We start from the raw sequence: 22224 nt of genomic DNA, 5'->3' as shown, positions 1-22224 counted from the left end.
CCACATGGATATCCCCTGGTGGCGCGATGCCGTCGTCTACGAGATCTACGTTCGCAGCTTCGCCGACGCCTCCGGAGACGGCGTCGGCGACCTGGCCGGGGTACGGGAACGGATTCCGTACCTGAGGAGGCTGGGGGTCGACGCCATCTGGCTGACGCCGTTCTACCCGTCCCCGATGGCCGACGGCGGTTACGACGTGGCGGACTACCGCGGCGTCGACCCGCTGTTCGGCACGCTGGCCGACTTCGACGCGCTGGTGGCCGAGGCCCACGGGCACGGGCTGAAGGTGCTCGTGGACGTCGTCCCCAACCACAGCTCCTCCGAGCATCCCTGGTTCCAGGCCGCGCTGCGGGGCGAGGGCCGCGACCGTTATCTCTTCCGCGACACGATCAACAACTGGCAGTCCACGTTCGGCGGCCCGGCGTGGACCCAGACCCCCGACGGGCAGTGGTACCTGCACCTGTTCGCCCCCGCCCAGCCCGACTTCAACTGGCGCAACCCCGAGGTGCACGCGGAGTTCCTCGACGTCCTGCGGTTCTGGCTGGACAAGGGCGTCGACGGGTTCCGCATCGACGTCGCGATGGGCCTGTACAAGGCCGAGGGGCTGCCGGACGTCGGCGACCAGTCGTTCAAGTCGGTCTCGCCGGTCTGGGGGCAGCCCGAGGTGCACGGCGTCTACCGCGACTGGCGCAAGGTGCTCGACGGCTACCCGGGCGAGCGCATGGCCGTCGGCGAGGTCTGGACCGACAGCGCCGAGGACCTCGCCCTCTACGTGCGGCCCGACGAGCTGCACCAGAGCTTCAACTTCGCCTGGCTCCAGGCGCCCTGGTCGCCGACCGCGTTCAAGAAGGTGATCGACGACACCCTGGCCTCGGTGCCGTACGCCACCTGGGTGCTGTCCAACCACGACGTCGTACGCCATCGCACCCGCTACGGGACCGCCGATCCCGGCACGGGCCTGGCGCGGGCCAGGGCGGCGCTGCTCACGATGCTGGCGCTGCCCGGCTCGGCCTACCTCTACCAGGGCGAGGAACTGGGCCTGCCCGAGGTGACCGACCTGCCGGACGAGGCCAGGCAGGACCCGGTGTTCGTCCAGTCGGAGGGCAAGCTGCCCGGCCGCGACGGCTGCCGGGTGCCGCTGCCGTGGTCGGCGGAGTCCCCCTCCTACGGGTTCTCGCCGCCCGGCGTGCGGCCGTGGCTGCCGCAGCCGTCCTCCTTCGCCGAACTGACGGCCGAGAAGCAGGAGGGCGACGCGGACTCGACGCTGGAGTTCTACCGCCGCGCCCTGGCCTGCCGCCGCGAGCTGGCGGGGGACATTCCTTACACCTTGGAGTGGCTGGATTCCCCCGAAGGAGCACTTTTCTTCTCCCGGGGCCCGCTGATCTGCGCGATCAACTGCGGCACGGAGGCCGTACGGCTGCCGGCGCACGACGCGGTGCTGCTGTCCAGCGGCCCGGTCCAGGCGGGGACGCTGCCGCCGGACACCGCCGTGTGGCTGCGCCGGGAGTCATGAGCGAAGGCCGGCCCGCTGCTCGCCGCGGACGGGGATGACGGGCAGCGAGAGCAGCGCGCAGGCCAGGCCCGCCGCGTACGCCGCCCAGTACCCCGTCCCGGTGATCAGCGCTCCGGCCAGCGGGGTCACCGCCAGGGCGACGACGTTCTGGACGGTGTTGTGGGTGCCGAGCACCTTGCCCGCCCAGGCGGGTCCGGCCAGCTCGCCCGCCCTCAGGTAGGCCAGCCCGTTGCCGGACACGGTGAGCACCGACGCCGTCGCGAGCGCCGCCGGGCCGAGCAGGCTGTCCGTCGCCGTGCCCACGACCAGCAGGGCGAGAACGGCCAGGCAGGCGCAGGTGAGCAGCAGCAGGGGACGCATCCGCAGGCCGACCCGGTCCGACCAGCGGCCCACGGCCACGCGGACCACGGCCCCGGCCACGGCCGACAGGCCGAAGAGCTGGCCGGCCGCCACGGCGTCCCAGCCGTACAGGCCGACGAGGCAGGTGACGCCGTACGTGCTGACCACGATCTGCGGGACCGCGTGCAGCCCGCTGGTCGCGTGCACCCGCCAGAGCGCCGGCTGCCGGTACGGCGAGCGCGCCTGCTCAGCGCTCCCCCCGGAGATCGAGTGCGGCGGCTCGGCCAGGAACAGCCCGGCCAGGACGGCGGCCAGCAGGCTCACGGCGGAGCAGACCAGCAGCACGCCGGGCAACCCGTGCGCCCGCGCGACCGGCGGCAGCACGAACGCCGCGACGGCCATGCCGAGGGTGTAGGAGACCTGCCGCAGGCCCATGGCGACCCCGCGCTCGGGCGGCTGGAACCAGCGCAGCACGATCCGGCCGCCGCCGACCATGGCCGCCGAGCCGGCCGCGCCCGCCAGCGCCAGCAGCGCGATCACCGCCCAGGCCGGCCCGGCGAAGGCCACGGCGGCGAGCAGCACGGCCGCCAGGCTCACGCCGATGCCGAGCACGAGACGCTCGCCGTGCCGGTCGGCCAGCGCACCCCAGGCGACGAGCGCGATCAGAACCCCGATTCCCGGAGCGTTCCCAATGATTCCGGCCACCGCCAGCGGAACCCCGAAATGTCGCTCGATTTCCGGCATGACGAGCGGCAGGCCGAAGAGTCCTAAGGTGACGCTCGCGTGGGCGTTGACGCCCAACGCGAGCATCAACCAGCGCTTCCTGCCGGGGCCGGCGGGCGGCTGCGGTTCCAGGGCGGTCAGCCCTCGGCCGCGTAGCGCTTGAGCACGACCAGCTCGTCCTCGGTGAGCCGGCGCGGCGCGGCCCGTTCGACGTCGTAGGCCACGATCACCGAGGTGGCGGTCACGTAGATCTCGTCGTCGTCGCGGATCTCGTAGGACAGGGTGAAGCGGACCGGTCTGATCCCGGTGACCCAGGTCTCGACCCTGACCGGGTCGGGGCGCAGGCCGAGCGGCCGCCGGTAGTCGATCTCGTGGCGGGTCACCACGAGCCCTCCGAAGGGCGCCTCGCCCGCCCGCACCGGATCGATCGCGAACATGCCGAAGCGGGCGTCCTCCAGGTAGTCGAGGAAGCGCACGTTGTTCACATGCCCTTGGGAGTCGATGTCGGCGAATCTGACCATGCGGGGGAAGACGTGCCGATGCGCCGAGGAGGGTTCTGCCACGTCCGCCACGGTACCCGTACCGTCCGGTCCGCCGGTCACCGGGCCTTGCGGCGGGCCAGGCAGGCCAGCACGGTCAGCACCGAGATCGAGGCCATGCAGGTGAGCGCCCAGCGGTAGCCGGTCACCAGCTCGCCGACCGCCTCCCCGGAGACCTGCGAGAGCGTCCCGGCGAAGACGCGCTGGTGCAGCGCGGCGGGGAGGGGCGCGGTGATGATCGACAGCACCAGGCCGGTGCCGACCACGTTGCCGGTGTTCTGGAGCATGAGGCGCATGGCGTTGACGATGCCGAGGCGGTCGGAGGGCAGGCCGTCCAGGATGGCGGTGGTGTTGGAGGGCAGGAAGACGCCCGAGCCGAGCCCGATGAGCACCAGCCCGGCGGTCACCGCCGCGTACGGCGTGCTCGCCGACATCGTGGCCAGCAGCACCAGCAGCCCGCAGGTCGTGGTGGCGGCCCCGGCCACCGCCAGGGTGCGCGCGCTGGTCAGCCGCTGGAGGAACCCCGACGCCACCGACGCGGCCATGGCCGCCACCGCCAGCGGCAGCACCTTCAACCCGGCCTGTACGGGATCGTCCCCCCGCACGGCCTGGAAGTAGAGCGCGACGAGGAAGACCATGCCCATGCGCGCCACGGCGTTGAGGAAGGAGGCGAGCGTGCCGAAGGCGAAGGCGCGGTCGTGGAACAGCCGCAGGTCCACGACGGGATGAGCGGCCCGCCGCTCCCTGGCCACGAACAGCGGCAGCCCCACGGCGAACGCGCCGAGCCCGGCCAGGACCGCCGGATGCCCCCAGCCCAGCCTGCCGAACTCCGACAACGCCAGCAGCAGCCCGCCCAGCGTGACCAGCACGAACACGCTGCCCGGCAGGTCGAGCCCGCGCTCGCGCCCGGCCGGCTCGGTCCGCCGCAGCGTGACCGCACCCCACACCAGGCAGATCACGCCGATGGGCACGTTGAACCAGAACACCCAGCGCCAGCCCAGGTTCGAGGCGAGCACACCGCCGAGCGTCGGGCCGATCAGCCCGGCGATGGAGAAGGAGGCCACGTAGACGCCCATGCCCTCGCCCAGCCGCTCGCGCGGGAAGGCGTCGCTGACCAGGGCGGCGCTGTTGGTGAGCAACATCGCGGCGCCGACGGCCTGCACGACCCGCATGGCCACGATCACCCACGCGCCGGGCGCGAACCCGGCGAGCAGGGCGGCCGCGGTGTAGATGGCCAGCCCGAGCAGGTACATCCTGCGCCTGCCGAACATGTCGGCCAGACGACCGAATACCACCATGAGGACGGTCGTGGTCAACTGGAAGCCCAGCAGGATCCAGCCCGCGGCCGTGGCGTCGGCCCCGGTGTGCCGGGCGATCTCGGGCAGCGCGACGTTGATCGAGCTGCCGCCTAACCCGGTCAGCACGCTGGCCAGGCTCACGACCGAGAGCGTGCGCCAGGCGTGGCCGACGGATTCGGTGGTCGTCGTCACCAAGGGCCTGTCCTTTCTAGATTTTAATACTAGAATCCAGTTCAAGTCGTCGGCGGGTCAAGGATCGAGGTGTCGGATGAGCGGGATCGTCGAAGGTCGCGTGGTGATCGTCACGGGTGCGGCCAGGGGCATCGGGCGCGGGCACGCGCTGGAGTTCGCCAGGCAGGGTGCGAAGGTCGTGGTCAACGACCTGGGCGCGGAGGTGGACGGCACCGGTTCGTCCGGGGCCGCCGCCGAGGTCGTGGCCGAGATCGAGGCCATGGGCGGCCAGGCGATCGTCAACGGCGAGGACGTCTCCGACTTCGAGGGCGCCGAGCGCCTGATCAGATCGGCCGTCGAGCATTTCGGCGACCTGCACGTGCTGGTCAACAACGCCGGAATCCTGCGCGACCGCATGCTGGTCAACATGACCGCCGACGAGTGGGACGCGGTGATCAGGGTGCACCTGCGCGGCACGTTCGCACCCCTGCGGCATGCCGCCGCCTACTGGAGGACCAAGGCGAAGTCCGGCGAACGCCTCGATGCCCGGATCATCAACACGACGTCGTCCTCCGGCATCTACGGCAACCCGGGCCAGGGCAACTACGGCGCCGCCAAGGCGGGCATCGCGGGGCTGACCGTGATCGCCGCCAGGGAGCTGGAGCGCTACGGCGTGACCGTCAACGCCGTCGCCCCCGCCGCGCTCACCCGCATGACGGAGAACCTGATCCCGGCCGGGGCGACCGGCGCCGACCCCGACGACATCGCGCCGCTGGTGGTCTGGCTGGCCAGTGCCGAGGCGCGGGCCGTCACCGGGCGGGTGTTCAACGTGCGCGGCGGCATGATCAGCGTGGCCGAGGGCTGGCACGCCGGGCCCGGCGTGGACAAGGGCTCCCGCTGGGACCCGGCCGAGCTGGGCGCGGTCATCCCCGCCCTGGTGGACAAGGCCGCCCCCAACGCCCTGACCAACGGCCGCGTCCCCGGACGGGAGGACTGACATGCCGCTCGACCACTCGCTGATCGGCGTCGAGGGCCCGGCACACGAGCGTACGTGGACGGCCAAGGACACCATGCTGTACGCGCTCGGCGTCGGCTCCGGCCTCGACGAGCTGGAGTTCGCCACCGAGAAGGGGCAGCGGGTGCTGCCGACGTTCGCGGTGCTGGCCGCGCAGTCGCCGGGGCGGCGGCTGGGCGACTTCGACCCGGCCCTGCTGGTCCACGCCGAGCAGGGCTTCGAGCTGCGCCGGGAGCTGCCGGCCGCGGGCGGCGTGCGGACGACGTCGAAGGTGACGGGCATCTACGACAAGGGCTCGGGCGCGCTGGTGACCACCGAGGCCAGGGCCGTGGACCTGGAGACCGGCGAGCTGGTGATCGCCTCCCACAGCTCGGTGTTCATCCGGGGCGAGGGCGGCTTCGGCGGCGACCGTGGACCCCGCGACGAGTGGACGGCCCCGGACCGGGCGCCCGACCACAAGGTGACCTGCCCGACCCGGCCGGACCAGGCGCTGATCTACCGGCTGTCGGGCGACCTCAACCCGCTGCACAGCGATCCTGAGTTCGCCGCCAGGGCCGGGTTCGACCGGCCGATCCTGCACGGGCTGTGCACGTACGGGGTGACCGGGCGGGCGTTGCTGCACACGCTCGCCGAGTCGGACCCGTCGCGGTTCGGGGCGATGTCGGGCCGGTTCAGCAGCCCGGTCTTCCCCGGCGAGTCACTGACCGTCTCCATCTGGGCCGACGGCGACGACGTGCTGTTCAGGACCGCCAAGGACGACGGGACGGTGGTGATCGACCGCGGACGGGCGACGATCAGTCGTCGCCGAGCCCTCTGAGGGGATCGAGGCGGTGGATGAGCTTCATCGCCGCCTCGATGATCTCCCTGGCCTCCTCCTCGGTGTCGGACGTGGCCACCTCGCGGGCGGCCTCGCCGATGATGCTGGTCAGCACCGCCACGGTGAACCGGTCGAGCGGGTCTCCCCCGGCCCCGAGCAGGACGGCGTTCTGGCGCACCCACTCGCGCCCGCGGGTGCGGCGGATCAGCTCGAAGCCGGGCGGGCCGTCGCCGTCGATGAAGAGCCTGACCAGGTCGCGCCGGTCCCAGGCGCCGTCGAGATAGGCGCGGGCCCCGGCGATCAGCAGCTCGACGGGGTCGCTGATGCCCGCCTTCTTGGCCTTGGCGACGCTGGCGGCCGAGGCCTGCTCGTGGGCCGCCTGGTGGTCCTCGTAGAGGGCGAGGAACAGCTCGGTCTTGCCGCCGAAGTGGTGGTAGAGGCTGCCGACGCTGGAGCCGGCGCGGGCCACCACCTCCGAGACGTTGGAGTCGGCGAAGCCGTGCTCGCTGAAGACCTCACGGGCCGCCTGCAACATGCTCTTGCGCGTCTGAGCCGTGCGGCTCCACTCCCACGAGGACTTGCGTGCCATGCCGCCCATTCTAGCCCGGTAAATTCTAGAATCTGATTATTGACCAGGACGGCACGGGAGCTAGAATCCAGTACTAGAGAATGATTCTAGAAAATCAGGAGGCGGCCGTGGACTTCTCGCTCAGCCCGGAGGAACGCCAGATCCGCGACACCGTACGTTCCTTCGTCGAGAAGGAGGTCATGCCGCTGGAGCCCGAGGTCCTGCGCAACGAGCGCGAGGGCCGTCCGGGGCTCGATCCCGAGGTCGTGCGCGACCTGCGCGCCAAGGCCAGGAAGTCCGGTTTCTGGGGCATCAACACCCCCGAGGAGTACGGCGGCGCGGCGCTCGGCCCGATCATGTCCGCGATCATCGCCATGGAGATGGGCCGCACGTTCGTGCCCTTCTCCTTCGGCGGCAGCGCCGACAACATCCTGTACGCCGGCACCGACGAGCAGAAGCGCCGCTACCTCGTCCCCACCATCGAGGGCGAGCGGCGGTCCTGCTTCGCGATCACCGAGCCCGGCGCCGGCTCCGACGCCCGCAACATCCGCACCCGCGCCACCCGCGACGGCGCCGAGTGGGTGATCAACGGCGAGAAGACGTTCATCACCGGCGGCAGCGAGGCCGACTTCGTCATGGTGTTCGCGGTGGCCGAGGGCCACGGCGTGACGTGCTTCCTGGTCGACCGGGACATGGGCTGGAAGTCCGAGCCCATCCCGACCATGGGCGAGTGGGGCCCGGCGGCGCTGGTGTTCGAGGACGTACGGGTGCCCGAGGAGAACATCCTGGGCGAGCTCGGCAAGGGCTTCGAGCTTGCCATGCAGTGGATCGGGCAGGGACGCTACATGATCCCGGCCCGTGCCATCGGCTCCGCCGAGCGCATGCTCCAGATGGCCGTCGACTACGCCAAGATCCGCAAGTCGATGGGCCAGGCCATCTCGGAGTACCAGGCCATCCAGTGGATGATCGCCGACTCCCAGGTGGAGATCGAGGCGGCCAAGTGGCTCACCCTCTACGCGGCCTGGCAGGTGCAGCAGGGCATGGACGCCCGGCACGCCTCCTCCATCGCCAAGCTCAACGGCGCCGTGATGGCCAACCAGGTCGTGGACCGGGTGCTGCAGATCCACGGCGGCATGGGATACACCAAGGAGCTGCCGATCGAGCGGTGGTACCGGGAGCTGCGCCTGCTGCGCATCTTCGAGGGCACCGACGAGATCCAGCGCCGCACGATCGCCCGAAACCTCATCAAGGGCCACGCCAGGCTCGGCCTGATCGGAGAGTAGCCCCATGTCGGTCGAGGCACTGTTCAACCCGCGCTCGATCGCCCTGGTGGGGGCCACGGACAAGTCGGGCTGGTCGGTCAGCACGCTGCTGAACCTGCGTACCCACGGCTTCTCCGGGCCCGTCCACCTGGTCAATCCCAGGGGCGGGGTGGTGCACGGATCGCCGGCCTTCCGCAGCCTGACCGAGATCCCCTCCCCGGTCGACCTGGCCTACGTCATGGTGCCGACCACGGCCGTGCTCGGCGTGCTGAAGGAGGGCGCCAAGCTGGGCATCGGCTGTTACGTGATCCTCACGGCGGGGTTCGGGGAGGCGGGCGCGGAGGGCGCTCGCCTGGAGGCCGAGATCGCCGGGTTCGCCCGCGAGCACGGCCTGACGATCCTCGGGCCGAACGGCAACGGCTACATCAACGCCGCCGCCGGCGTGACCCCGTACGGGCTGCCCATCCCCGAGCCGCTGCTGCGCGGGTCGGTCGGCGTGGTGTTGCAGAGCGGCGCGCTGGCCAGCTCGGTGCTCGGCTTCGCCCAGGCCCGCAACGTCGGCATCAGCCTGCTGACCTCGATGGGCAACGAGTCGGTCGTCACGGTCACCGACGTCGTCGACCACCTCGTGGACGACCCGGCGACCAAGGTCGTCGCCCTGTTCCTGGAGACGATCAGGAACCCGGCCGAGTTCTCCCGGGTCGCGCGCCGGGCGCTCGTCGCGGGCAAGCCGATCGTCGCGCTCAAGATCGGCCGCAGCGGGCTGGCCTCGCACACGGCGCAGGCCCACACGGGCGCGCTCGTGGGCGACGACGACGTCATCGACGCCGCGATGCGCCAGCTCGGCGTGATCAGGGTGCGCTCGCTGGAGGACCTCATCATCACCGCCGGGCTGCTGGCCGCGACCGGGCCGCTGCCCGGCCGCCGGATGGGCGTCGTGACGCCGTCCGGCGGCGCGTCCGAGATCATCGCCGACCGGGCCGAGGACGAGGGCCTGGAGCTGCCGCCGTTCGCCCCGGCGACGGTCGAGCGCCTGGCCGCGATCGTGCCGTCGTTCGGCACCGTGCAGAACCCGCTCGACGTCACCGGTTACGTGCTCGTCGACCGCACCCTGCTCGGCCGCGCCCTGGAGACGGTGACCGCCGATCCCGGCGTCGACCTGGTCATGCTGCTGTCCGAACCGCCCAGGACCGCCCCGCCGGACCCGGCCCCCGTGCTCGCGATGTACGAGGCCAGCTCGCGGCGCATCGCCGAGTCGCCGGTGCCCGTCGTGGTGGTGAGCAACGTGCTGACCGACGTCACGGAGTTCGGGCGGCGGGTGCAGAAGGAGACCGGGTTCCCGTACGTCATGGGCGGGATCGAGCACGGGCTGACCGCGATCGGCGCGGCGGTGCGCTGGTCGGAGGCGCACCGCAGGGCGCTCACCAGCGCCCCGGCCGGGCGCACGGCGGTCACCGGCGCGCCGGAGGGCGCGAGCGGCGTGTGGGCCGAGCACCGGGCCGCCGCCCTGCTCGCCGCCGCCGGGCTGCCCGTGGTGCCGTCCGAGACCGCGGCGGACGAGGAGGCGGCGGTCGCGGCGGCCGAACGTTTCGGCTACCCGGTCGTGCTCAAGGCCGCCGCCGAAGGGCTCGGGCACAAGAGCGACATCGGCGGCGTACGGCTCGGGCTGTCCGGGCCCGAGGAGGTGCGGCAGGCCTACCGGGAGGTGGTGGCCGCGGCGCGGGCGCACGCCCCGGACGCGGGCGCCCTCATCCAGCCGCAGCGCGGCGGCGGGGTCGAGCTGCTGGTGGGCGTGGTGCGCGACCCGGCCTGGGGGCTCACCCTCGCGGTCGGGCTCGGCGGCGTCTGGGTGGAGGTGCTGCGCGACGCGGCCCTGCGCGTGCTGCCGGTGGACGCAGTCGAGGTCCGCCGGGCCCTGTCCGAGCTGCGCGGCGCGGCCCTGCTGGACGGCGCCAGGGGCACCGAGCCGTCCGACCTGGACGCGGTGGCCGACGTGGTCACCCGGATCGCCGTCTTCGCCGAGAGCCTGGGCGACGCCCTGGAGTCCCTGGAGATCAACCCGCTCCTGGTCACCGGCTCCCGCGTCGAGGCCCTGGACGCCCTCATCACCTGGCGCCCACCGGCCCCCTGACCTCGGCCACCCCGGGCGGGACCGCCACGCGCGGCCCCGCTCAGTGCCCGAGGCTCTTCAGCAGGATCATCACGGCCCCCAGAGCCCCCGCACCGGCACCGCAGAGCAACCGGACCCAGAGCCGGTCGGTCTTCGGCGCCGCCGCGAAGAAGCCCAGCACGGTGAGCAGGACGACCGACACGGCGATCTCCAGGTACACCGACGCGTCCACGGACATCGCCCCGGTCATCGCCACGCACAGGATCACCGTGAGCGGCACCAGCCCCCACAACATGCCGGTGGACCGCATCACCGCGCCTCTCACCGCCTGGCGCACGTCCGGCGACCGGTCGCCGACGATCTCCGCGAACGCGTGCGCGATCCAGAACACGATGACCGTGCCGATCGCGGTCACCAGCAGTTCGTCGGCGTCGCTGATGAAGTGCGAGAGCCCGGACACGACGCCGGCCGTCAGGATGGTCCCGTAGACCGACTCGCCGTTGACGAACCGCCCCACCCCGCGCGCGGCTCCCGTTCCCACCCGACGAATCTAGTACGGCCCCCGCCCCCGTCCCGGCACCCGACGCGCCCCGCCTGCCCGGATTCTCTGGGTCCATGGCGCCCCGGTCCCGGATTCACAAGGTCCGGGGCGCCGCGGTGACGGACGTCCGCGTCCGCAGCAGCGCGGTCGTCGTCACCGGTCCGGCGGTCACCCCTGTGGCTACTCGACCTCGATCGGCAGCTCGTAGATTTCCGTCGTGGGATGGCCGGCCTTCTCGTGCACCCGCATCACCGCGTCCTTCGACGGCCCCGAGGACAGGCAGAACACCTTGCCCGAGTCGGGGTCGAGCCAGGCGCGCTCGAAGTGCACGCCCTCGGCGTCCTCGACCGCCAGGTCCCGCTCGTGGGCCTCGCGCAACTGCTCCTCGGTGACACCGACGAAACCACTGTGCACGTCCATGAACTTCGGCATCGCCGTCTCCTCTTCTCATGGTCTTCCGCTTCCGATGGAGAGGCGTTCCATCCCGTTCCATGCCGTTCCATCGGCCGTCCGGGCTCGCCTGCCCGGAGGGCCGACCGGGGAACCTAGGGCAGCCGGGACGCCAGGACGAGGGTCGCGGCCGAGGCGAACATGCCGCCGTTGCCCAGCACCACGCTCACCTCCACGTCCGGCACCTGCGCCGCCGCCTCCCCCCGGAGCTGCCGCACCGACTCCTGGATGGCGAACATGCCGTACATGCCGGTGTGGGTGTAGGACAATCCGCCTCCGTTGGTGTTCATCGGCAGCCGGCCGCCGGGCGAGGTGTGCCCCTCGGCGACGAACGCCCCCGCCTCGCCCCGGCCGACGAAGCCCAGGTCCTCCAGCCCGTAGATGGGCACGTGGGCGAAGGCGTCGTACACCATCAGGTGGTCGACGTCGTCGTGCGAGATCTTGGCCTCGGCGAAGGCGGCCTCGCCGGACAGGCGGAAGCCCTTGGAGGTGGTGAAGTCCTCCATCTGCGAGACCATCGGCGCGTCCATGGCCTCGCCGGAGCCCAGCAGGTACACCGGCGAGCGGCGCGACAGCTCCTCGGAGGTGACGACCAGCGCGCCGCCGCCGTCCGTCACCAGGCAGCATTCCAGCAGGTGGAAGGGGTAGGCGACCATCTTCGATTCGAGCACGTCCTCGACCGTGATGAGGTCGCGGTACATCGCCCGCGGGTTCCGGGAGGACCAGCGGCGCTGCGCGACCGCCACCTCGGCCAGTTGCTCGTGGGTGAGGCCGGTCTCCTTCATGTGGCGCAGCGCCGTGACGGTGAACGACGTCGGCGGCCCGGCCACCCCGTACGGCAGCTCGAACTGCCCCAAAAGCGAGTCCGCGCCCAGCCCCCACCGGCCCGCGCCGACGCGCGACCTTCCCGACTCGACGTGGGTGATCAGCACGGTACGGCACAGCCCGGCCCGGATGGCGGCGGCGGCGTGCCGTACGTGGAACAGGAACGACGACCCGCCCACCCCCGTGCCGTCGAGCCAGGAGGGCGTGATGCCGAGGGCGTGGGCGATCTGGATCGGGCCGGGCGTGCCGACCGTGGCGATGCCGTCGATGTCATGTTTCGTCATGCCCGCGTCGGCGAGGGCGTTGCGCGCGGCCTCCAGGTGGAGCTGGAAGGTGGAGCGGTCCGGCAGGCGGCCGACCTCGTCGGTCTCGGCCGCCCCGGCGATCACGATGTTCATCGGGCGCCTCCGGCGGGCTCGAAGAGCGGCACGTGCACGTCGCCGCGCGGCTCGAACACCACCCGCAGCTCCATGTCCAGCGGCAGGTTCTCGGGGGTGCTGGGCACGCCCACGATGTTCGTCATCATCCGCACGCCCTCCTCCAGCTCCACGACGGCAATGGCATACGGTCCGTCGGCCTCGAAACCGGGCGCGGGCCTGTGGTTGATGACGTACGAGTACAGGGTGGCGCGGCCCGTCGCGCGCACCCACTCCACGTCGTCGCCGCCGCAGTGGGGGCAGCTCGGCCGGGGGTAGAAGTAGTGCCGCGCGCACGTCTGGCAGCGCTGGATCCTGAGCTCTCCCGCGGCCGTGCCGTCCCAGAACGGTTGGGTCTCGGGCGTGGGCTTCGGTGCCGGTTTCATCGGCCTCCCCAATCTGGTTCTAGAATCCCACTCTAGATCTAGGTTCGGTTCCGAGGGAAGGCTCAGGACTTCAGTGACGCGGGGACCTCAGGGGGTGGGGGTGGCCAGGGACCGGGACCGGTCAGGGGCGGGGGCCGGTCAGGGGCTGGGGATGCCGTCGCCGTTGCGGCCGCGTCCGGCCAGCACCTCCTCCAGCGTCGGACGGGTCTCGTCCGGCTCGCGGAACCCCGGACAGGCGAGCTGGATCAGCACCCCGTGCGCCTCCTTGGGGTGCAGGAACACCTCCTGCCAGCGGACGTCGGCCCGGTTGAGCCCGTGCAGCCGGTAGCCGCGCTCGGTGAGCCGGGCGACGGCCGCGTCCATGTCGCCGACGTGGAAGTTCAGATGGTGGACGCCACCCCGCCCCCGCGTCAGCCCGAAGAAGCTGTCGAAGAACGTGGACCCGGCCAGCGGCTCCATGAGCTCGACCTTGCTCCCGTTCTGGTACGTGAGCTGCAGCGTGCGGTACCCGTTGACCCGGTTGTCACCCCCGCCCCCCAGGTGGCGGCCCCCGAGCAGGTCGCGATAGATCGGCAGCAGGTCCCTGATCCGGGGAGCGGCCACGGCCGTGTGGTCGAAGGTCACGTCGAGGCCGTCAAGTTCCAGGTCCACGCACGGCTCCTCACTACGAGCGAATCCTAGAATTTGATTCTAATCACCTCATACCGGGTACGCACTCTTGACGTCCGCCGATGCGAGGAGCAGCATCTCAGAAATGGATTCTAGAGCTAGCTTCTAGAACTCATGACGGGGGGCCTAGGCTCGACAGAAAGGCTTGTCATGAGGCTGTCCTACGTCCGCGAGCTCGACGAGTACCCGACCGGCGCCCGCCGGATGAAGATCCTCACCATGGCCGTGCTGGCCATCCTCATCGGCTCCTACGAAGGGCAGATCGCGCCCGTCGTACCCCTCCTGCTCAAAGACCTGAACATGTCCCTGGCCACGTACGGCGCGGTCTCGGGGGCCGCGGCGGTGGCCGGGGCGATCGCCTCCATCCTGGGCGGCAGGCTCACCGACCGGGTCGGCCGGGTGCGCCTGCTCATCCCGCTCATGGCCCTCACCGCCGTGTGCTGCTTCGCCATGACGCTCGTGCACAGCCCGCGCGACCTGCTGATCGCCCGCATCCTGCTGGCCTTCGTGGACGGCGTGGCCATGGCCTCCACCGCGCCGCTGATCCGCGACTTCTCGCCCCGGCTCGGGCGGGCGCAGGCGTTCGGATTCTGGACGTGGGGCCCGGTGGGCGCGAACTTCCTGGCCGCCGCCGTCGCCGGCTGGACGCTGCCGATCTTCGACGAGTCGTGGCGGTCGCAGTTCGTCATCATGGGCTGCTTCTCGCTGGTGATCTCGGCGGTCATCGCGTTCAACATCGCCGACCTGTCCCCCGAGCTGCGCGCCAGGATCCAGCACACGGAACGGGCCGCCGAGGAGGTCGTCGACCTGCGGCGCCCGCCCACCATCCGGTCGCTGTTCGCGCGCCGCAACATCTGGGCCCACGTCGTCGGCATCTCGCTCTGGCTGGTGCTCTACATCACGCTGTCGCTGTTCGGCCAGACGATGCTGGTGGGCTCGCTCGGCATCAGCAGCGCGCAGGCGTCCACGATCATGGCCGCGTTCTGGAGCCTCAACCTCATCACGCTGATCGTCACCGGACGTCTGTCGGACCGTCTGCAACTGCGCAAGCCGTTCTCGCTCGCCGGCACGATCGCCGCGGTCCTGGTCACCGCCTACCTCGCCGTAGCACTCGGCCAGGAAGGCGTCTCCACCGGCACGCTCATGGTGGCCGGCGCCCTGCTCGGCGGCTCGCTCGGCGTCGCGTACGCCCCCTGGATGGCCAACTACTCCGAGGACGCCGAGGACGCCGACCCGCGCCTGCAGGGCACGGCCTGGGGGCTGTTCGGCTTCCTGAGCAAGGCGATCGCGGTGGTCGGGCTGCTGGTCATCCCGCACGTCGTGGCGGCCACGAGCTGGCAGACCTGGCTGTTCGTGGCGCTGGGCTGCCTGGTGCTGTTCATCCCCGCGATCCTGCTCTTCAACGGCCCCTGGCGACGTACCACCCCGGCCCCCGTACCGGTTGCCCTCACCGAAGCCGAAGGCTGATCCCCCGTCGTACAAGGCTCATTTGGAGCCTCCCACATGGCGCTCCGGCCCCTCACAACACGCGAAAAGCGGCGAGCCCCTGGAAAAGGGGCCCGCCGCTCGTCGGCTCGGGACGTCAGTCCCGGTGCAGCTTCCGGTACGTCACCCGGTGCGGACGAGCCGCGTCGGCACCGAGACGCTCGATCTTGTTCTTCTCGTAGTCGGCGAAGTTGCCCTCGAACCAGAACCAGTTCGAGCCTTCCTCCCACGCGAGGATGTGGGTGGCGATGCGGTCGAGGAACCACCGGTCGTGCGAGGTGATCACCGCGCAGCCCGGGAAGTCGAGCAGCGCGTTCTCCAGCGACGACAGCGTCTCGGTGTCGAGGTCGTTGGTCGGCTCGTCCAGCAGCAGCACGTTGCCGCCCTGCTTGAGGGTGAGCGCCAGGTTGAGCCGGTTACGCTCGCCGCCCGACAGCACGCCGGCCTTCTTCTGCTGGTCGGGCCCCTTGAACCCGAACGCCGCGATGTAGGCCCGCGACGGCATCTCGACGTTGCCGACCTTGATGTGGTCGAGCCCGTCGGAGACGACCTCCCAGACGTTCTTGTTCGGGTCGATGCCGCCCCGGCTCTGGTCGGCGTAGGAGATCTTCACGGTCTCGCCGACCGTGATCGACCCCGTGTCCGGCGTCTCCCCACCCGTGATCATGCGGAACAGCGTGGTCTTGCCGACGCCGTTGGGGCCGATGACGCCGACGATGCCGTTACGCGGCAGGTCGAACGTCAGGCTCTCCATCAGCAGGCGGTCGCCGAAGCCCTTGGTGAGCTCGTCGGACCTGATCACCGTGGTGCCCAGACGCGGGCCCGGCGGGATCTGGATCTCCTCGAAGTCCAGCTTGCGGAACTTGTCGGCCTCGGCCGCCATCTCCTCGTACCGCTGGAGACGGGCCTTGCTCTTGGTCTGGCGGGCCTTGGGGTTGGAGCGCACCCACTCCAGCTCGTCCTCCAGGCGCTTCTTGCGCTTGGCGTCCTTCTGGCCCTCGACCCTGAGACGCTGGGCCTTCATGTCGAGGTAGGTGGAGTAGTTGCCCTCGTAGGGGTAGCAGCGACCGCGGTCGAGCTCCAGGATCCAGGTGGCCACGTTGTCCAGGAAGTACCGGTCGTGGGTGACGGCCAGCACCGTGCCGGGGTACTTCTCCAGGTGCGACTCCAGCCACTGCACGCTCTCGGCGTCGAGGTGGTTGGTGGGCTCGTCGAGCAGCAGCAGGTCGGGGGCCTCAAGCAGCAGCTTGCACAGCGCCACGCGGCGGCGCTCACCACCGGACAGCTTGCTCACCTCGGCGTCGGGCGGCGGGCAGCGCAGGGCGTCCATCGCCTGCTCCAGCTGGCTGTCGAGGTCCCACGCGTTGCGGTGCTCCAGCTGGTCCTGGAGCTTGCCCATCTCCGCCAGCAGTTCGTCGCTGTAGTCGGTGGCCATCTGCTCGGCGATCTGGTTGTAGCGCTCGAGCATCGCCATCGTCTCGGCGACACCCTCCTGCACATTGCCCAGAACGGTCTTTTCCTCGTTGAGCGGCGGCTCCTGCTGGAGCATGCCGACCGTGAAGCCCGGCATCAGCTTGGCGTCGCCATTGGACGGCTGCTCCAGGCCGGCCATCATCCGGAGCAGCGTCGACTTACCGGTGCCGTTCGGCCCCAGGACACCGATCTTGGCTCCGGGCAGGAACGACAGCGTGACGTCGTCAAGGACAACCTTGTCGCCGTGCGCCTTGCGCACGCGCTGCAGCGTGTAGATGTACTCCGGCATGCTCCCTAGCTTAGGGGCTGCACGCCCAGGCTTCCGCCGCCCAGCCCCATTCCCCTCCGCCCTTCCCTCCCCTCGCCACCCCCCAGCCCCTCGACGCCACAGTCCTCACGGGGTCTTCCGGCCGGGCAGAACCCCCTGCCGCCGCAGCCGAACGCCCCCTCGGCAGGACACCGATCAGCCCGTCAGCACCAATGGCGATCCCCGACCAACATCGCCTCCGGCCGGCGAAGCCGACCCGGTGACGAACCGGTGGTCCGCGCCTGCGCGCTCCGAGCACCCGACGATTCGACGTCAGCGGACCGCGTCCTCCCTGACCGCCCCCGCAACGTCCGTCGTCGCGCCCTCCCCGGTGGCGAGAAGCGCGGCGGCCGCGGCCCGCGCTCGCAGCGCCGGGCGGATCGAACGTTCGCGTACCGCCGTGACGATGGCGCCGTCCACCAGCAGCACGAACAGGTGCGCCAGCTCGACGGCGTCGGGCCGCCCGTCCCGCTCGATCAACTCCGCCACGTAGGCCCGCACGCGCTCCTTGTGCTCGGCCGCCACCCGGTGGGCCGCGCTGTCCGGATCCGCCGTCTCGATCATGGTGTTGATGAAGGCGCAACCACGGAAGTCCGCTCTCGCGAACCGCTCGGCCAGGGCGTCGAAGACGTTCAGCGCATGTCCGCCCAGAGCCTCCACCCGTTCGGCCAGCCATGCCCGCCACCGCTCGTCCCGCCGCCGCAGCACCGCGACGACCAGGTCGTCCTTGCTCGGAAAGTGCCGGTAGAAGGAGGCACGCCCCACGCCCGACACACTCAGGATCCGCTCGACCCCGACGGCTCTGATCCCCTCCGCGTAGAAGAGGTCCTCGGCGGCGTCGAGCAGTCGTTCGCGGGCGCGGGTGGGCATGCCTCCAAGCTATCCCGAACTTTCCTAAAACGGAACCATTCGGTATCGTCTCGCCGCGACGGAACCGATCAGTACCGTTTTGGAGACATCATGCCCCGCCTTCCGCAACTGACCGAAGACCACGACGGTCTGCTCGAACAGACCCGCCGCCAACTCGGCAAGGTCCCCAACCTGTACGCCGCCCTCGCCAACGGCCCCGCCGCCCTGGCCGGCTACCTCGCGATGCGGGAGCACCTCAGCTCGGGCGTCCTCACGCCCAGGCTGAGGGAGCAGATCGCCCTGCTCGTCGCCCAGGAGAACCACTGCACCTACTGCGTGAGCGCCCACACCATGCGCGGTCACCGTATGGGCATGTCCGACGAGGAGCTGATCAAGACCCGCCAGGGCGCCGACGACGAGCCGCACGCGGCAGCCGTCCTGGCGATCACCAGGGCGATCATGCACACGGGCGGCGCGGTGAGCGACGACGACCTGGACGCCGCACGGGCCGCCGGCGTCTCGGACGCGGAGCTCGCCGAGATCGTGGGCCACGTCGCCCTCAACACCTTGTCCAACTACTTCAACCATCTCGCCCAGCCCGAGCTGGACTTCCCGGAGGTGCAGGCGTGAACCCCACCTGGAGAAACGGCACCGTCGAACTCCTCGACGGCTACACGCTGACGGACTCCGAGGGCCGCCGCCTGTCGAAGGTGGAAGGAGTACGGTTCGCCGTCGAAGGCGGGTACCTCAACGTCGAGGTCCCGGGTGTACCGCACGTCCAGATCGTCTCGGCGCCCGCCGTCCGCCTCGTCACCTGCGACAGCGTCACCACGTCCTGACATCCCGGCCGGCTTCCCCGGACCGGCACCGGCAGGGGCAGGCCCCTGACCCGCACCTCCCTCAGACGCCTGCCCCCAGCTCCTCCGAGAGCCCTCGGCGGAGGCGGCCGACCGCTGCCCTGCAGATCCGCAGCCGACCGACAGCCCCACGGTCGGGAGACCGACGCACGCGCCCGGCCCCGCGCGCCTCGTCGCACGAAGCGAGATCACACGGCTTGCTCCTCGGGCGACGGCGGTTGCGGCGGCTGGACGACGGGGATGCAGACACGGTCCCGTCCCAGCTCCTTGGCTCGATAGAGCGCCAGGTCAGCGGCGGCCAGCAGATCGATCAGATCGTCACCGTGCACGGTCATCAGCGCGACCCCGACCGAGATCGTGATCCGGATCAACGCGTCGTCCACCGGGGTCGCCATGTGCCCGATGTGCGTACGAAGACGTTCGGCGACCTGCCGAGCCTCGTCGACATCCGCGCCCGGCAGCAGGACGACGAACTCCTCACCTCCGAACCGCCCCACCACGTCGGAGTCCCGCAGCTCCCTGCGCAACATGGCCGCCACCCCGGCGAGGACCTCGTCGCCGACCAGGTGGCCGTGCGCGTCGTTCACGCGCTTGAAGTGGTCGATGTCGATGATCAGCAGGGCCAGCGTCTCGCCGCTGCGACGCGCCCGCAGGATCTCGGTGTCGGCCTCCCGCTGCCAGGCGGCCGCGTTGAGCAGCCCCGTCTTCGAGTCGGTACGCGCGGCGGCCTGCAACTGCGCGTGCAACAGGCTGCGTTGCAGCAGGACGACCGGCGGCAACGCGAGAACCAGCAGAACGAGGTTGAGCCCGCACCCGATCGAGACCGTGACCCCGAGGCACAGCTCGACGATGTCCAGCAGCACGCTCTCCCTGTTCCACAGCACCTCCTGCCACGACCCCTCGGGGTCGGACGTATGCGCCGCGACCGCGATGAGACCGATGTTGAGCAAGGAGAAGAGCACGGCGGCCGTCACCGCGTAGGCGATCGGCGGCCCGCTCCCCTGCGTCAGCACCCAGGGATCCGGGACGACCCAGTGGAAGGCCACCGACGCCGTACACCCGGCCAGACCGATGGCCGCCGAGCTGAACACCCGACGGTAGAGAACTGTGGCGCGGACGCGCACCTGGAGCAGGATCTGCAGCACGATCGGCGCGAAGAGGGCGTAGACCGGCGGCAGGAGCAGTGCGACCGGCAGCCACCAGGCCGACAACAGGTCGCGCGAGACTCCGGCGGGCATGCCCAGACGCCTGCTGGCCTCGATGCAGACCGCGCCGCATGCCATGAGCGCGGCAAAGGTCAGCAAATCCGGCCACTGGAAATCGGTAGATCTCGTGAACAAGGTAATCGCGACGGCATCGAGGGCGACAATGGCGCACAGATACGCCACAAGCGGGCGCCGTTGCCCGAGCAATGGCCAGCGACCGGCCAGTCTTGACACACCGTCGCGAGACTTGATCGTGGCGTGACTGGTCGCCGCCATCTCGTCTCCTCCCTGACTAACGATGTGTAACACAATAATTGCGGAGTGTGCGTTATGCGATGGGAACCGCTACGTTGAAACGACCACGCCCGCTCACTCCGCGAGCGGGCTGCCGGAAAGGAGCAACCATGGTGCGGGGCGTGACCTGGACATGACCCATGCTCTAGGTATCTGACGCGGACAAACACCCCATCGGCCCCCCTTCGGGGTGGCATCGGGGCCATCGGCCGATGCCCCTCCCCCTCCCCTTAGGCCGTCCTCTGCGCGGGGGCGCCGACAATCGGCTGCTGCCCTCCGCCCCGATCGCTTCCCACCCCGTCCGCCGGCCGGCGATCGACCGCGAATCGGGATTCACACCGCCAAGGTGCGCATCACTCCAACAACCGGATGTCTCATCACGCCCGCCGGCCGGGCCTCGCGTCAGCCGGCGCACCGTCTCACCCCCATGAGACACACTCCGGTTACTCACGACGCCCCCTCTGCCGACGTCTGCACGCGCCCGGCCGCAGACACCGGCGGCGGGCAGGAGCACCGCGCGTCCGTACGTGCGCGCTCCCGAGTCGGGTGTGCGCAAGCGAAGGTGACCAAGCAGCCTCCCAGGGGCCACTCCGAAAGTGCAGCGGACGACCACGCACCGCACTTGGCGGGCCGCCCCATCCACCCACCCAGGTGACCAGGCACCCCACCACAGGCGAGTAGACGCTCCGAAACTGCGGCGAACGACCGCCCACCGCAACTTGGGGAGCCAACCGCCCCATGCAGGTGAGCAGGCAACCCAATGGGGTGAGTATGCGACCCACGAAGGCGAGGGACCACCCGACCTAGGCGAGGGACGACCCAACCTAGGCCAGGGCCGACCCGACGCAGTTGCGTGGGCGCCATGGCAGATGCGTGGGCGCCATGAAGGACAAACCCAAGGCGGCGGACAGCCGCGCCGGTGGACGAGCGCCTTCTCAGGTCGGGCCTCCCCGCAGGCTGGAGGTCGCCGCCTTTGTGAGCGGCGCCGTGTGCGCGTACTCCTGTCGGCGAGCGGTCGCTCGCGGTGTGGGGAGGCGCGTGTCTTGCTGGTGGCCTGAGCAAGGCACCGGCACACACGCGCCTCCACCGACAGCGGCCACCCTCACGGCACGAGCATCCACCGACGTCAGCGCCTAGCCGTACAGATGCCTAGCCTGCAGAGCTCTAACCGTGTAGAGCCCTAGCTATGCAGATCCCTGGCTGTGTGACGCCCGGCTGTGTGACGCCTGGCTGTATGGATGCCTGGCTGTGTGGATGTCTGGCCGTGGGGTGGTGCTGGTGTCAGGCGGCGGCCTTTTCCGGGATCTGTGTCTTCGTCCGGGGCCGGGCGGTCGGGCCCAGAGTGCGGACTGTGCCGGTCTTCGTTGCCGAGCCGCGCACCCGGTGCTCTCGGGTGCCCGTGTCGGCGTAGACGTGGTCTCCCGAGGCGGGAGCGTCTTCCGAGGCGGGGTCGGCGGGGGTTTCAGGGACGGGCACAGGGGGTGTGGCCGGCTTCGGGGTGGTGGCGTCGGGGTCGGTGGCCGCGATGGCCATCGGCGCATGGTCGTCTTCCGGCCTGGCGTCCTCGTCGTGACGCTGGGCGGGGACGGTTCCGGCAGTGTCGGCGGTCAGGGAGACCGACGGGTCGGCGGTGGGGCGGGACGGCGGGCGGACGGGCCTGGTGCCCATGGCCCAGTCCTGGGTCTCCTCGTCGAGGCGTTCGCGCATCTCCTTGGTCATGGAGCCGAGGCCGCCCCCGCGCTCCGGCTTGGTGAAGGCGCCGGTGCCCCAGCGCAGGTCGTGCCCGACCGCGCTGGCCTCGATCTCCGGCATGAAGCGGCGGTCGCCCTCCGCGCCGAACTCGCGGATACGGAGCTTGCCGGACACGACGACGGGTTGCCCCGCCCGTACGCAGTCGGCGACGTTGTCGCCCAGCGCCCGCCAGCAGCGGACGGTGAAGCAGACGCGCTCACCGTCGGTCCACTGCCCCGTCTTCCTGTCGAAGTAGCGGTGCGAGGTGAACACCTTCAGCGATGTGACCCTGGTGCCGTCGTCGAAGCTGTACTGCCGTGGCTCTGCTGCGACGTTTCCGGTGAGCGTGATGTAGATGTCGTTCATCCGTGCCTCCCATGA

Annotated in this window: 21 protein-coding genes; 8 read left to right on the top strand and 13 right to left on the bottom strand. The window is 70.7% G+C overall.

Annotated features, from left to right (window positions below):
- The first annotated feature begins 4 nt into the window (after nucleotides 1–4).
- The gene (locus ACWCSU_RS21385; protein WP_364092270.1) at nucleotides 5–1513 is read left to right on the top strand and encodes a glycoside hydrolase family 13 protein; all 1509 of its coding nucleotides are present in this window, start codon (nucleotides 5–7) and stop codon (nucleotides 1511–1513) included.
- Here ACWCSU_RS21385 and ACWCSU_RS21380 read toward each other — a convergent pair.
- The 3 genes from ACWCSU_RS21380 to ACWCSU_RS21370 are packed head-to-tail and all read right to left on the bottom strand — an operon-like array spanning nucleotide 1508 to nucleotide 4604.
- Entirely contained in the window at nucleotides 1508–2662 is a 1155-nt protein-coding gene (locus ACWCSU_RS21380) for an MFS transporter (RefSeq protein ID WP_449937036.1), read from the bottom strand. The two genes, ACWCSU_RS21385 and ACWCSU_RS21380, sit on opposite strands and share 6 nt — an antisense overlap.
- Nucleotides 2663–2712: 50 nt before the next feature.
- The gene (locus ACWCSU_RS21375) at nucleotides 2713–3138 is read right to left on the bottom strand and encodes an acyl-CoA thioesterase (RefSeq protein ID WP_397041084.1); all 426 of its coding nucleotides are present in this window, start codon (nucleotides 3136–3138) and stop codon (nucleotides 2713–2715) included.
- Nucleotides 3139–3173: 35 nt separating this feature from the next.
- Nucleotides 3174–4604 carry an MFS transporter gene (locus ACWCSU_RS21370; RefSeq protein ID WP_449936934.1) on the bottom strand — a complete coding sequence of 477 codons (1431 nt, stop codon included), beginning with the start codon at nucleotides 4602–4604 and terminating at the stop codon, nucleotides 3174–3176.
- Between the two features lie 76 nt (nucleotides 4605–4680).
- On the opposite strand from ACWCSU_RS21370, the gene ACWCSU_RS21365 reads away from it, so the two are divergent.
- The gene (locus ACWCSU_RS21365; RefSeq protein ID WP_449936932.1) at nucleotides 4681–5580 is read left to right on the top strand and encodes an SDR family oxidoreductase; all 900 of its coding nucleotides are present in this window, start codon (nucleotides 4681–4683) and stop codon (nucleotides 5578–5580) included.
- A 1-nt stretch (nucleotide 5581) separates the two neighbouring features.
- Entirely contained in the window at nucleotides 5582–6415 is an 834-nt protein-coding gene (locus tag ACWCSU_RS21360; protein WP_449936929.1) for a MaoC/PaaZ C-terminal domain-containing protein, read from the top strand.
- Here ACWCSU_RS21360 and ACWCSU_RS21355 read toward each other — a convergent pair.
- A complete protein-coding gene (locus ACWCSU_RS21355) occupies nucleotides 6393–7004 on the bottom strand; it encodes a TetR/AcrR family transcriptional regulator (RefSeq protein WP_449936927.1) in 612 nt (203 codons plus the stop codon). The two genes, ACWCSU_RS21360 and ACWCSU_RS21355, sit on opposite strands and share 23 nt — an antisense overlap.
- An 80-nt stretch (nucleotides 7005–7084) precedes the next feature.
- On the opposite strand from ACWCSU_RS21355, the gene ACWCSU_RS21350 reads away from it, so the two are divergent.
- The gene (locus ACWCSU_RS21350) at nucleotides 7085–8266 is read left to right on the top strand and encodes an acyl-CoA dehydrogenase family protein (protein WP_449936924.1); all 1182 of its coding nucleotides are present in this window, start codon (nucleotides 7085–7087) and stop codon (nucleotides 8264–8266) included.
- 4 nt (nucleotides 8267–8270) lie between these two features.
- Nucleotides 8271–10376 carry an acetate--CoA ligase family protein gene (locus ACWCSU_RS21345; RefSeq protein WP_449936922.1) on the top strand — a complete coding sequence of 702 codons (2106 nt, stop codon included), beginning with the start codon at nucleotides 8271–8273 and terminating at the stop codon, nucleotides 10374–10376.
- Nucleotides 10377–10416: 40 nt separating this feature from the next.
- Here the strand turns inward: ACWCSU_RS21345 and ACWCSU_RS21340 are convergent, their stop codons facing one another.
- From ACWCSU_RS21340 to ACWCSU_RS21320, 5 genes are all read right to left on the bottom strand, one after another.
- The gene (locus tag ACWCSU_RS21340) at nucleotides 10417–10896 is read right to left on the bottom strand and encodes a hypothetical protein (RefSeq protein ID WP_449936920.1); all 480 of its coding nucleotides are present in this window, start codon (nucleotides 10894–10896) and stop codon (nucleotides 10417–10419) included.
- A gap of 180 nt (nucleotides 10897–11076) precedes the next feature.
- Nucleotides 11077–11328 carry an SCO4226 family nickel-binding protein gene (locus ACWCSU_RS21335; RefSeq protein ID WP_357705111.1) on the bottom strand — a complete coding sequence of 84 codons (252 nt, stop codon included), beginning with the start codon at nucleotides 11326–11328 and terminating at the stop codon, nucleotides 11077–11079.
- Nucleotides 11329–11441: 113 nt separating this feature from the next.
- A complete protein-coding gene (locus ACWCSU_RS21330; protein WP_449936916.1) occupies nucleotides 11442–12569 on the bottom strand; it encodes a thiolase C-terminal domain-containing protein in 1128 nt (375 codons plus the stop codon).
- Nucleotides 12566–12973: a Zn-ribbon domain-containing OB-fold protein gene (locus ACWCSU_RS21325; RefSeq protein ID WP_449936914.1), complete on the bottom strand. Its 408-nt coding sequence runs from the start codon at nucleotides 12971–12973 to the stop codon at nucleotides 12566–12568. Before ACWCSU_RS21325 ends, ACWCSU_RS21330 begins: the two co-directional genes overlap by 4 nt.
- A 138-nt stretch (nucleotides 12974–13111) precedes the next feature.
- Entirely contained in the window at nucleotides 13112–13624 is a 513-nt protein-coding gene (locus ACWCSU_RS21320; RefSeq protein ID WP_449936911.1) for a VOC family protein, read from the bottom strand.
- A gap of 168 nt (nucleotides 13625–13792) precedes the next feature.
- Here ACWCSU_RS21320 and ACWCSU_RS21315 point away from each other — a divergent pair, with 168 nt between their 5' ends.
- A complete protein-coding gene (locus ACWCSU_RS21315; RefSeq protein WP_449936909.1) occupies nucleotides 13793–15109 on the top strand; it encodes an MFS transporter in 1317 nt (438 codons plus the stop codon).
- 115 nt (nucleotides 15110–15224) lie between these two features.
- Here the strand turns inward: ACWCSU_RS21315 and ettA are convergent, their stop codons facing one another.
- Nucleotides 15225–16889 (bottom strand): energy-dependent translational throttle protein EttA, encoded by a 1665-nt coding sequence (gene ettA, locus ACWCSU_RS21310; RefSeq protein ID WP_357705098.1) that lies wholly within the window; start codon nucleotides 16887–16889, stop codon nucleotides 15225–15227.
- 291 nt (nucleotides 16890–17180) lie between these two features.
- A complete protein-coding gene (locus tag ACWCSU_RS21305; protein WP_449936907.1) occupies nucleotides 17181–17777 on the bottom strand; it encodes a TetR/AcrR family transcriptional regulator in 597 nt (198 codons plus the stop codon).
- 90 nt (nucleotides 17778–17867) lie between these two features.
- On the opposite strand from ACWCSU_RS21305, the gene ACWCSU_RS21300 reads away from it, so the two are divergent.
- Nucleotides 17868–18386, top strand: coding sequence for a carboxymuconolactone decarboxylase family protein (locus tag ACWCSU_RS21300; RefSeq protein WP_357705094.1), 519 nt, complete (start codon nucleotides 17868–17870; stop codon nucleotides 18384–18386).
- Nucleotides 18383–18595 (top strand): hypothetical protein, encoded by a 213-nt coding sequence (locus ACWCSU_RS21295; protein WP_449936904.1) that lies wholly within the window; start codon nucleotides 18383–18385, stop codon nucleotides 18593–18595. Before ACWCSU_RS21300 ends, ACWCSU_RS21295 begins: the two co-directional genes overlap by 4 nt.
- Before the next feature lie 206 nt (nucleotides 18596–18801).
- Here the strand turns inward: ACWCSU_RS21295 and ACWCSU_RS21290 are convergent, their stop codons facing one another.
- A complete protein-coding gene (locus tag ACWCSU_RS21290) occupies nucleotides 18802–19917 on the bottom strand; it encodes a GGDEF domain-containing protein (RefSeq protein WP_449936903.1) in 1116 nt (371 codons plus the stop codon).
- A 1476-nt stretch (nucleotides 19918–21393) separates the two neighbouring features.
- Complete coding sequence (locus tag ACWCSU_RS21285) at nucleotides 21394–22209, bottom strand: single-stranded DNA-binding protein (protein ID WP_449936901.1); 816 nt, start codon at nucleotides 22207–22209, stop codon at nucleotides 21394–21396.
- Nucleotides 22210–22224: the final 15 nt, after the last annotated feature.

Source organism: Nonomuraea sp. NPDC001699 (genome assembly GCF_053596455.1).
The sequence above is the reverse complement of the archived record's forward strand: the minus strand, read 5'-3'. Positions and strand labels throughout refer to the sequence as shown.

What these genes read in the sequence shown, in the direction of transcription:
- ACWCSU_RS21385 (WP_364092270.1), top strand. Translation starts at nt 5, where the DNA reads ATGGATATCCCCTGGTGGCGCGATGCCGTCGTCTACGAGATCTACGTT.
- ACWCSU_RS21380 (WP_449937036.1), bottom strand. Translation starts at nt 2,662, where the DNA reads ATGCTCGCGTTGGGCGTCAACGCCCACGCGAGCGTCACCTTAGGACTC.
- ACWCSU_RS21365 (WP_449936932.1), top strand. Translation starts at nt 4,681, where the DNA reads ATGAGCGGGATCGTCGAAGGTCGCGTGGTGATCGTCACGGGTGCGGCC.
- ACWCSU_RS21360 (WP_449936929.1), top strand. Translation starts at nt 5,582, where the DNA reads ATGCCGCTCGACCACTCGCTGATCGGCGTCGAGGGCCCGGCACACGAG.
- ACWCSU_RS21355 (WP_449936927.1), bottom strand. Translation starts at nt 7,004, where the DNA reads ATGGCACGCAAGTCCTCGTGGGAGTGGAGCCGCACGGCTCAGACGCGC.
- ACWCSU_RS21350 (WP_449936924.1), top strand. Translation starts at nt 7,085, where the DNA reads ATGATTCTAGAAAATCAGGAGGCGGCCGTGGACTTCTCGCTCAGCCCG.
- ACWCSU_RS21345 (WP_449936922.1), top strand. Translation starts at nt 8,271, where the DNA reads ATGTCGGTCGAGGCACTGTTCAACCCGCGCTCGATCGCCCTGGTGGGG.
- ACWCSU_RS21335 (WP_357705111.1), bottom strand. Translation starts at nt 11,328, where the DNA reads ATGCCGAAGTTCATGGACGTGCACAGTGGTTTCGTCGGTGTCACCGAG.
- ACWCSU_RS21330 (WP_449936916.1), bottom strand. Translation starts at nt 12,569, where the DNA reads ATGAACATCGTGATCGCCGGGGCGGCCGAGACCGACGAGGTCGGCCGC.
- ACWCSU_RS21325 (WP_449936914.1), bottom strand. Translation starts at nt 12,973, where the DNA reads ATGAAACCGGCACCGAAGCCCACGCCCGAGACCCAACCGTTCTGGGAC.
- ACWCSU_RS21315 (WP_449936909.1), top strand. Translation starts at nt 13,793, where the DNA reads ATGAGGCTGTCCTACGTCCGCGAGCTCGACGAGTACCCGACCGGCGCC.
- ettA (WP_357705098.1), bottom strand. Translation starts at nt 16,889, where the DNA reads ATGCCGGAGTACATCTACACGCTGCAGCGCGTGCGCAAGGCGCACGGC.
- ACWCSU_RS21305 (WP_449936907.1), bottom strand. Translation starts at nt 17,777, where the DNA reads ATGCCCACCCGCGCCCGCGAACGACTGCTCGACGCCGCCGAGGACCTC.
- ACWCSU_RS21300 (WP_357705094.1), top strand. Translation starts at nt 17,868, where the DNA reads ATGCCCCGCCTTCCGCAACTGACCGAAGACCACGACGGTCTGCTCGAA.
- ACWCSU_RS21285 (WP_449936901.1), bottom strand. Translation starts at nt 22,209, where the DNA reads ATGAACGACATCTACATCACGCTCACCGGAAACGTCGCAGCAGAGCCA.